Origin of the sequence: Pseudomonas sp. EGD-AK9 (assembly GCF_000465935.2) — a bacterium.
Classification (GTDB): domain Bacteria; phylum Pseudomonadota; class Gammaproteobacteria; order Pseudomonadales; family Pseudomonadaceae; genus Aquipseudomonas.
The window spans coordinates 1-8,248 of record NZ_AVOF01000123.1 but is presented as its reverse complement, the minus strand read 5'-3'; the positions used below and the strand labels follow the sequence as shown (position 1 = coordinate 8,248).

9 protein-coding genes and 1 pseudogene are annotated in these 8,248 nt (G+C 65.7%); 7 read left to right on the top strand and 3 right to left on the bottom strand.

The window, feature by feature from the left end; all coding sequences use genetic code 11:
• Window positions 1-126: 126 nt before the first annotated feature.
• From N878_RS06840 to N878_RS06830, 3 genes and pseudogenes are all read right to left on the bottom strand, one after another.
• Window positions 127-747 (bottom strand): annotated as a pseudogene (locus tag N878_RS06840) (LysE family translocator).
• A gap of 27 nt (window positions 748-774) precedes the next feature.
• Window positions 775-1,143 (bottom strand): DUF5064 family protein, encoded by a 369-nt coding sequence (locus N878_RS06835; protein WP_021442921.1) that lies wholly within the window; start codon window positions 1,141-1,143, stop codon window positions 775-777.
• 90 nt (window positions 1,144-1,233) lie between these two features.
• Window positions 1,234-1,551, bottom strand: a complete 318-nt coding sequence (locus N878_RS06830; RefSeq protein WP_021442920.1) for a DUF2288 domain-containing protein — start codon at window positions 1,549-1,551, stop codon at window positions 1,234-1,236.
• Between the two features lie 295 nt (window positions 1,552-1,846).
• On the opposite strand from N878_RS06830, the gene N878_RS06825 reads away from it, so the two are divergent.
• The 7 genes from N878_RS06825 to N878_RS26690 form a co-directional block, all read left to right on the top strand.
• Window positions 1,847-2,968: a branched-chain amino acid ABC transporter substrate-binding protein gene (locus tag N878_RS06825; protein WP_021442919.1), complete on the top strand. Its 1,122-nt coding sequence runs from the start codon at window positions 1,847-1,849 to the stop codon at window positions 2,966-2,968.
• Between the two features lie 116 nt (window positions 2,969-3,084).
• Window positions 3,085-4,008 carry a high-affinity branched-chain amino acid ABC transporter permease LivH gene (gene livH / locus N878_RS06820; RefSeq protein WP_021442918.1) on the top strand — a complete coding sequence of 308 codons (924 nt, stop codon included), beginning with the start codon at window positions 3,085-3,087 and terminating at the stop codon, window positions 4,006-4,008.
• 11 nt (window positions 4,009-4,019) lie between these two features.
• Window positions 4,020-5,276 (top strand): high-affinity branched-chain amino acid ABC transporter permease LivM, encoded by a 1,257-nt coding sequence (locus tag N878_RS06815; protein WP_021442917.1) that lies wholly within the window; start codon window positions 4,020-4,022, stop codon window positions 5,274-5,276.
• A complete protein-coding gene (gene livG, locus N878_RS06810; protein WP_021442916.1) occupies window positions 5,273-6,040 on the top strand; it encodes a high-affinity branched-chain amino acid ABC transporter ATP-binding protein LivG in 768 nt (255 codons plus the stop codon). Before N878_RS06815 ends, livG begins: the two co-directional genes overlap by 4 nt.
• Before the next feature lie 2 nt (window positions 6,041-6,042).
• Window positions 6,043-6,744, top strand: coding sequence for an ABC transporter ATP-binding protein (locus N878_RS06805; protein WP_021442915.1), 702 nt, complete (start codon window positions 6,043-6,045; stop codon window positions 6,742-6,744).
• A gap of 202 nt (window positions 6,745-6,946) precedes the next feature.
• Window positions 6,947-7,813: a DUF6279 family lipoprotein gene (locus N878_RS06800; protein WP_021442914.1), complete on the top strand. Its 867-nt coding sequence runs from the start codon at window positions 6,947-6,949 to the stop codon at window positions 7,811-7,813.
• Window positions 7,814-8,093: 280 nt separating this feature from the next.
• A partial coding sequence (locus N878_RS26690; protein WP_156350857.1) for an FAD-dependent oxidoreductase occupies window positions 8,094-8,248 on the top strand: 155 nt, incomplete at its 3' end.

The window sequence follows — 8,248 nt, the reverse complement described above, 5'->3', positions numbered from 1 at the left end:
ATGCCCAGCAGCTTGGCGCCGCCGGCGAAGCTCTCGGCCTCGGTCACCGCCAGCAGCACCCGCATTTCCTGAAACCGGTCCATCGTCACCGCCTGGTTCTTGGTCGCGAGGGCACAGGATAGCGCTTCAGCGTCGACTCAATGCCAGGCGCGCGGCGAACAGCAGGAAGATCAGCCCGGTGCTGCGATCCATTCACCCGATCACCGCCTCGCGCCGCAACCAGCGACCGAGCGGCTGGGTGGCGCCGATCAGCAGCGCCGCCCAGACCAGGCCGAGCGCCACGTGGATGCCCACCAGGCCGAAGGTCCAGGCGATCAGGGGTTGGCCCTGGGGGATTAACTGCGGCAGGACGGAGACGTAGAAGATCCCCACCTTGGGGTTGAGCAGGTTGCCCAGCAGGCCGCGCAGAAACCAGTTGGCGTCGGGTTTGCCGCTCGCCTGCGCGAGGGCCAGCGAGCTGCGCGGGCGCAGCAGCAGGTTCAGCCCGAGCCAGGCCAGATAGGCCGCGCCGCAATACTTGAGCAGGTTGTAGGCGAACTCGGAAACCGCCAGCAGCGCGCCCAGGCCGAAGGCCACCGCCGCGCCCCACAGCAGGCAGCCGGCGTTGATGCCCAGCGCCGCGCGAAACGCCTGTCGCCGGCCTTCGACCGCCGCGGCGCGCAGTACCAGCGCGGTGTCGATGCCCGGCGTCAGGGTCAGCAGCGTGGCGGCGAGGGTGAAGGCGATCAGGTTCTCGGCGATGGGCATGAAGAACAACGCTCGGCCAGTAGGTGCTCAGAGCCCGTCCTGCTCCAGATGATCGAGGTTCACCGCCTCGCCCGGCTTGGCGTGCAGCTTGCTGCGGATGTCCTCGAAGATGGCGTCGTATTCCTTGTGCGCGCGCATGATCGGGCTGGCGTTGGCGTGCAGGCCGTGCTTGACCACCAGCCGGGAGATCACGCTGGCGAAGTTGAAGGCGGTGTCGCGGTGCATCTCGAACACTTCCTCGAAGGCCTTGCCGTCGATCTCGCCGACCAGGCGACCGTGCAGCATGGCGCCTTCCTTGGGGTCCTGGCGCACCTCGTAATAGAAGTCGATGGAATAGCTCGGCTGCCCGGCCATACCGGGCGGATTGCGGCGATGCAGGTGACCGGGTTCGAACATGGCACCACTCCTTAGTAACGGGTCTGGGCGTTCCGCGCGGGAACGCCGAGACAGTCTAGACCGGCTATCGCGCCGCTGCAGCGCGCCGTTTCAGTGCACGCTGGCGGGCGTCGCCCGCTCCTGCACCAGTACCCAGGGCGCCACCACCACCGCCCACAGCTGCGGGTCGCGCGCCAGCAGTTCCTCGGCGCGGGCATCCTCCAGCTTGCCCAGCAGGCCCCGGGCCATCAGCTCGGCGACCCGCGCCTGGTCGTTGCTGGCCACGGCCTCGGCGATCGCCACCAGATCCTCGCCGCCCTCGACCCAGAGCAGTGCACCCCGGGCGAAAAAGGGTTGCAGTTCCTGCCAGCGAATCGGCGCGGTTTCGCCAAGCAGCTTGGCATAGAGGGTGCTAGATTGATCCGTCATGGTGTGCCCCGTGTCGATGGCGATGAGTGCAGGCGCGCAATGATAGCGTCGGCAACTCTTCAGGCAACCGCGGGACGCTCGCTGAGCGACTGGGGACACGCCGTTTTTCTGTACATACCTTGCAATTTAGCGACACCCCCGCGATTCGCCTCCAGCTGCCGGCTTTTCAAGGCGCAAATCCGCGCTCTACACTGTTCCGGTACAGTTGCCGGGGGCATGACCGGGGTAACGGACCCGGTTCTGCAGCTTCGGCCGCAAGAACTACAACAACGAAAAACATAAGAGTGGAGCACTCATGAACAAGGCTACTAAGCAGATTTCCAAACTGTTTGCGGCAATGGCTCTGGCGGGGGCGGCCAGCTATTCGATGGCAGCCGACACCATCAAGATCGGCCTGGCCGGTCCGGTGACCGGTGCCGTGGCGCAGTACGGCGAGATGCAATTCATCGGCGCCAAGATGGCCATCGAGCAGATCAACAAGGCCGGCGGGGTGAACGGCGCCCAGCTCGAAGGCGTGGTCTACGACGATGCCTGCGACCCGAAACAGGCCGTCGCCGTGGCCAACAAGATCGTCAACGACGGCATCTCCTACGTGGTCGGCCACCTCTGCTCCAGCTCCACTCAACCGGCCTCCGACATCTACGAAGACGAAGGCATCCTGATGATCACCGCGGCCTCCACCAGCCCGGACATCACCGCGCGCGGCTATGAACTGGTGTTCCGCACCATCGGCCTGGACAGCCTGCAGGGCCCGACCGCCGGCAACTTCATCGCCGACAGCATCAAGCCGAAGAACGTCGCCGTGATTCACGACAAGCAGCAGTACGGCGAAGGCATCGCCACCGCGGTCAAGCAGACCCTGGAAGGCAAGGGCATCAAGGTCGGCCTGTTCGAAGGCATCAACGCCGGCGACAAGGACTTCTCCGCGATGATCGCCAAGCTCAAGCAAGCCGGCGTCGACTTCGTCTACTACGGCGGCTACCACCCGGAACTGGGCCTGCTGCTGCGCCAGTCGAAGGAGAAGGGTCTGGACGTCAAGTTCATGGGCCCGGAAGGCGTGGGTAACAAGGAAATCTCGGCCATCGCCGGCCCGGCCTCCGAAGGCCTGCTGGTGACCCTGCCGAAGTCCTTCGACCAGGATCCGAAGAACCAGGCGCTGGTCGAGGCCTTCAAGGCCAAGAACGAAGACCCGAGCGGCCCGTTCGTGTTCCCGGCCTATGCCGCCGTGCAGGTGATTGCCGAAGCCATCGAGAAAGCCGGCAGCACCGACACCGCCGAAGTGGCCGCAACCCTGCGCGCCAACAGCTTCGACACCCCGACCGGCACCCTCGCCTTCGACGAGAAGGGCGATCTGAAGGACTTCAGCTTCGTGGTCTACGAATGGCACCAGGACGGCACCAAGTCCGAAGCCAAGTAACAGTCCCGCCTGAACCCAAAGCCCACTGCAGCCGCAGTGGGCTTTGTTTATTAGAAGAATTCCGGTCTTGCGCTGCGTCACAAGCGCCGCTTTACGCAGGGCCCAGGAGTTAGGCAATGCCTGATCTTTACCACTACCTTCAACAGCTGATCAATGGACTCACCATTGGCAGTACCTATGCCCTGATCGCCATCGGCTACACCATGGTCTACGGCATCATCGGCATGATCAACTTCGCCCATGGCGAGGTTTACATGATTGGCTCGTACGTAGCCTTCATCGTGATCGCCGGACTCGCCATGTTCGGTCTCGACAGTCTGCCCATCGTGATGATCGCGGCGTTCTCCGCCAGCATCATCGTCGCCAGCGCCTACGGCTACAGCATCGAACGGGTGGCCTACCGCCCCTTGCGCGGCGGCAACCGCCTGATCCCGCTGATCTCCGCGATCGGCATGTCGATCTTCCTGCAGAACGAGGTGTTGCTGGCCCAGGACTCCAAGGACAAGGCCATTCCCAACCTGCTGCCGGGCAACTTCATCTTCGGTGAAAGCGCCATGAACGGCGTGGTCATCTCCTACATGCAGGTGCTGATCTTCGTCGTCACCTTCGTGGTGATGGTCGGCCTGAGCATGTTCATCTCCCGCTCGCGCCTCGGCCGCGCCTGCCGCGCCTGCGCCGAAGACCTGAAGATGGCCAACCTGCTGGGCATCAACACCAACAACATCATCGCCCTGACCTTCGTCATCGGCGCCACCCTGGCCGCCGTGGCCGCGGTGCTGCTGGGCATGCAGTACGGCGTGATCAACCCGCACCTGGGCTTCCTCGCCGGGATCAAGGCGTTCACCGCCGCGGTGCTCGGCGGCATCGGCAGCATCCCCGGCGCCGTGCTCGGCGGCCTGGTGCTGGGCGTGGCCGAAGCCTTCGGCGCCGACATCTTCGGCGACCAGTACAAGGACGTGGTGGCCTTCAGCCTGCTGGTGCTGGTGCTGCTGTTCCGCCCGACCGGCATCCTCGGCCGTCCGGAGGTTGAAAAAGTATGAGTGCGCCCTCCATGAGCAATCGCCTCAAGACCGCCTTCTTCAGCGCCCTGCTGGTGCTGGCCGTGGCCTACCCGGTGCTCGGCCTGAAGCTGACCACCGTCGGCATCAAGCTGCAGGTGCAGGGCGCCAGCCCGGCCGTGCTGTGGACCATCGCCGGTTGCGCCATCGCCATGTTCTTCTGGCAGCTGTTCCGCAGCCAGCTCGGCGCCGCCTGGGCCCACGCGCCCAAGCTGCCGAGCATGCCGAGCAAGGCGAGCAACTTCCTCACCCTGCCCTCGACCCAGCGCTGGGCGATCATGGGCCTGATCCTGGTCGCTCTGGCCTGGCCGTTCTTCGGCTCGCGCGGCGCGGTGGACATCGCCACGCTGATCCTGATCTACGTGATGCTCGGCCTCGGCCTGAACATCGTGGTGGGTCTGGCCGGTCTGCTCGACCTGGGTTACGTCGGCTTCTACGCCGTCGGCGCCTACAGCTACGCGCTGCTGTCGCACTACTACGGCCTGGGCTTCTGGGTGTGCCTGCCGATCGCCGGCCTGATGGCGGCGTTCTTCGGCTTCATCCTCGGCTTCCCGGTGCTGCGTCTGCGCGGCGACTACCTGGCCATCGTCACCCTGGGCTTCGGCGAGATCATCCGTCTGCTGCTGCGCAACATGACCGAGCTCACCGGCGGCCCCAACGGCATCAGCGGCATCGACAAGCCGACCCTGTTCGGCCTGTCCTTCGACCGCCGCGCCGCCGAGGGCATGCAGACCTTCCACGAGTACTTCGGCATCGCCTACAACTCGGTGAACAAGGTGATCTTCCTCTACCTGATCGCCCTGCTGCTGGTGCTGCTGACCCTGTTCGTGATCAACCGTCTGCTGCGCATGCCCATCGGCCGCGCCTGGGAAGCGCTGCGTGAGGACGAGATCGCCTGCCGCGCGCTGGGCATGAACCCCACCGTGATCAAGCTCTCGGCCTTCACCATCGGCGCCAGCTTCGCCGGTTTCGCCGGCAGCTTCTTCGCCGCGCGCCAGGGCCTGGTGTCGCCGGAGTCGTTCACCTTCATCGAGTCGGCGATCATCCTCGCCATCGTGGTGCTCGGCGGCATGGGTTCGCAGTTGGGGATCATCCTCGCGGCCATCGTCATGATCCTGCTGCCGGAACTGGCGCGGGAGTTCAACGAATACCGCATGCTGATGTTCGGCGCCCTGATGGTGCTGATGATGATCTGGCGTCCGCAGGGCCTGTTGCCCATGCAGCGTCCCCACCTGGAGTTGAAGCAATGAGCCGCGCGATTCTCGAAGTAAGCGGCCTCACCATGCGCTTCGGCGGCCTGCTGGCCGTCAACGAGGTGGGCCTGAGCGTCAAGGAAAAACAGGTGGTCTCCATGATCGGCCCGAACGGCGCCGGCAAGACCACGGTGTTCAATTGCCTGACCGGTTTCTACCAGCCCACCGGCGGCAGCATCCGCCTCGACGGCGAGCAGATCGAGGGCCTGCCGGGCCACAAGATCGCGCGCAAGGGCGTGGTGCGCACCTTCCAGAACGTGCGTCTGTTCAAGGACATGACCGCGGTGGAGAACCTGCTGGTGGCGCAGCATCGCCACCTCAACACCAACTACCTGTCCGGCCTGTTCAAGACCCCGGCGTTCCGCAAGAGCGAGCGCGAGGCGATGGACTTCGCCGCGCACTGGCTGGAACGGGTCAACCTCACCGAGTTCGCCAACCGCCCGGCCGGCACCCTGGCCTACGGTCAGCAGCGCCGCCTGGAAATCGCCCGCTGCATGATGACCCGCCCGCGCCTGCTGATGCTCGACGAGCCGGCCGCCGGTCTCAACCCGCGCGAAACCGAGGACCTCAAGCAGCTGATCGGCGTGCTGCGCGACGAGCACGGCGTCACCGTGCTGCTGATCGAGCACGACATGAAGCTGGTGATGAGCATTTCCGACCACATCTACGTGATCAACCAGGGCACCCCCCTGGCCGACGGTACGCCGGAGCAGATCCGCAACAATCCGGACGTGATCAAAGCCTACCTGGGGGAAGCCTAACCATGCTCAGTTTCAACAAGGTCTCCACCTTCTACGGCAAGATCCAGGCCCTGCACGAGGTCAGCATCGAGGTACAGAAAGGCGAGATCGTCACCCTGATCGGCGCCAACGGCGCCGGCAAGTCGACCCTGCTGATGACCCTGTGCGGCAGCCCGCGCGCCACCAGTGGCAGCATCCGCTACATGGGCGAGGAACTGGTCGGCATGGACACGCCGGACATCATGCGCAAGAGCATCGCGGTGGTGCCGGAAGGCCGCCGCGTGTTCGCCCGCCTGACCGTCGAGGAAAACCTGGCCATGGGCGGCTTCTTCGGCAGCAAGGGCGACAACCAGGAGCAGCTGGACAAGGTCCTGCAACTGTTCCCGCGCCTGCAGGAACGCTTCGCCCAGCGCGCCGGCACCATGAGCGGCGGCGAGCAGCAGATGCTCGCCATCGGCCGTGCGCTGATGAGCAAGCCCAAGCTGCTGCTGCTCGACGAACCGTCGCTGGGTCTGGCGCCGATCATCATCCAGCAGATCTTCGACATCATCGAACAGCTGCGCAAAGACGGCGTGACCATCTTCCTGGTCGAGCAGAACGCCAACCAGGCGCTGAAGCTGGCCGACCGTGGCTATGTGCTGGAGAACGGCCATATCGTCATGCAGGGCAGCGGCAGCGACCTGCTCAGCGACCCCAAGGTACGCGACGCCTACCTCGGCGGCTGAACCCGGCCGATGCAAGCGGAACCGCCCTTCGGGGCGGTTTTTTATTCTGTAGGGAGCGCCCTGCGCCGCAACGCGGGCAACGAATGGCCGGGGCGCGACACACCCTAGGAAACGCTGAACTCTTAAGCGGATATTTCCGCCCTCTTGCGCCCTGCCCGTCTGGCATTAGGCTCAAGGTCTCCGCCCTCGAGAGAGCACGCTCATGTCGCTGCGCAAGCCCCTGCTTCTGCTGCTGGCCTTGGCACTGCTGCTCGGCGCCTGCAGCCGGGTCGACCTGGCCTACCGCAATCTGGACTGGCTGATCCCCTGGAAGCTGGACGACTACCTGGCGCTCGACGAGCAGCAGCGCGCCTGGCTCAAGCCGCAAGTGCGGCAGCACCTGGCCTGGCATTGCCGCGTCGAGCTGCCGCGCTACCTCGACTGGCTAGAGGCCAACCAGGCGCTGCTGGACGCCCCCGACAGCGAGGCGCTGGCCGCGCAACTGCAGGCCTTCGACCAGGCCCTGCAGCGCATCGCCGTGGAAATCACCCCGAGCAGCGTGCAGCTGCTGCGTGGCCTGAGCCCGCGCCAGGTCGAGCAGCTGTTCGAGGCGCTGGACGAGCAGAACGCCAAGCTGCGCGAAGAATTTGTCGAACCACCGCTGCCGCAGCAGATCGCCCAACGCGCCGAGCGCATGAGCCAGCGCCTGCAGCCCTGGTTCGGCAACTTGAGCGCCACACAGAGCGCCCGCGTCGAGGCCTGGGCCGCCAGCCTGGGGGCGCAGAACCGGGTCTGGCTGGACAACCGCCTGGCCTGGCAACAGGCGCTGCGCGAAACCCTCGAGGTGCGCCGCGGCGAGGCGTTCGAGGCGCGCATGCGCGCGCTGCTGCAACAGCGCGAAAGCTTCCATACCCAGGCCTACCAGGCCAGCTATGCGACCAGTCGCCAGGCGCTGGTCGACCTGTTCGCCGACCTGCTCGCCCAGGCCGACGAGCCCCAGCTCAGCCGCCTGCGGCAGCGCCTGAACGGCCTGCACGCCGACCTGGCGAAGCAGCAGTGTCAGGCAAACCGGGCAGTCGCCAATCGCTGACAAGGCCTGGGGTGGGCAACGCCCAGCTTGCCCTGCAGCGCCATGACCCCGGCATGGGAATGTGGAAACGCTGCGCGGTTTTCCACAGCACCTCCCCCGGGGGCCCGTGCGTACTGATTGAGCGACATACCCACAAGGGGCGGCCTGCGGGTTCGCCTCCGGATCACGGGCCAGGATTTCGCTATGACGCAAACCGCCGCTCGAATGACCCGGGACAATATTTGCCGCCACGCCCCCGCCTAGACTCACTCGCTCCCGAATCCGCACGGAGCGCAGCAGCATGACCTTCGATGTCGCCATCATCGGCGCCGGCCCGGCCGGTTTGTGCCTGGCCCGCGCCCTGTCCGGCCAGGGCCTGGCCGTCGTCGTGCTGGACCGCCAGGCCGAGCAGGCGCTGGCAGCGCCGGCCTTCGACGGTCGCGAGATCGCCCTGAC

Bases quoted from the DNA above. Each gene is read 5' to 3' on its own strand.
- N878_RS06830 (WP_021442920.1), bottom strand. From the start codon at position 1,551: ATGACGGATCAATCTAGCACCCTCTATGCCAAGCTGCTTGGCGAAACC.
- N878_RS06805 (WP_021442915.1), top strand. From the start codon at position 6,043: ATGCTCAGTTTCAACAAGGTCTCCACCTTCTACGGCAAGATCCAGGCC.
- livH (WP_021442918.1), top strand. From the start codon at position 3,085: ATGCCTGATCTTTACCACTACCTTCAACAGCTGATCAATGGACTCACC.
- N878_RS06800 (WP_021442914.1), top strand. From the start codon at position 6,947: ATGTCGCTGCGCAAGCCCCTGCTTCTGCTGCTGGCCTTGGCACTGCTG.
- livG (WP_021442916.1), top strand. From the start codon at position 5,273: ATGAGCCGCGCGATTCTCGAAGTAAGCGGCCTCACCATGCGCTTCGGC.
- N878_RS06815 (WP_021442917.1), top strand. From the start codon at position 4,020: ATGAGCAATCGCCTCAAGACCGCCTTCTTCAGCGCCCTGCTGGTGCTG.
- N878_RS06835 (WP_021442921.1), bottom strand. From the start codon at position 1,143: ATGTTCGAACCCGGTCACCTGCATCGCCGCAATCCGCCCGGTATGGCC.
- N878_RS06825 (WP_021442919.1), top strand. From the start codon at position 1,847: ATGAACAAGGCTACTAAGCAGATTTCCAAACTGTTTGCGGCAATGGCT.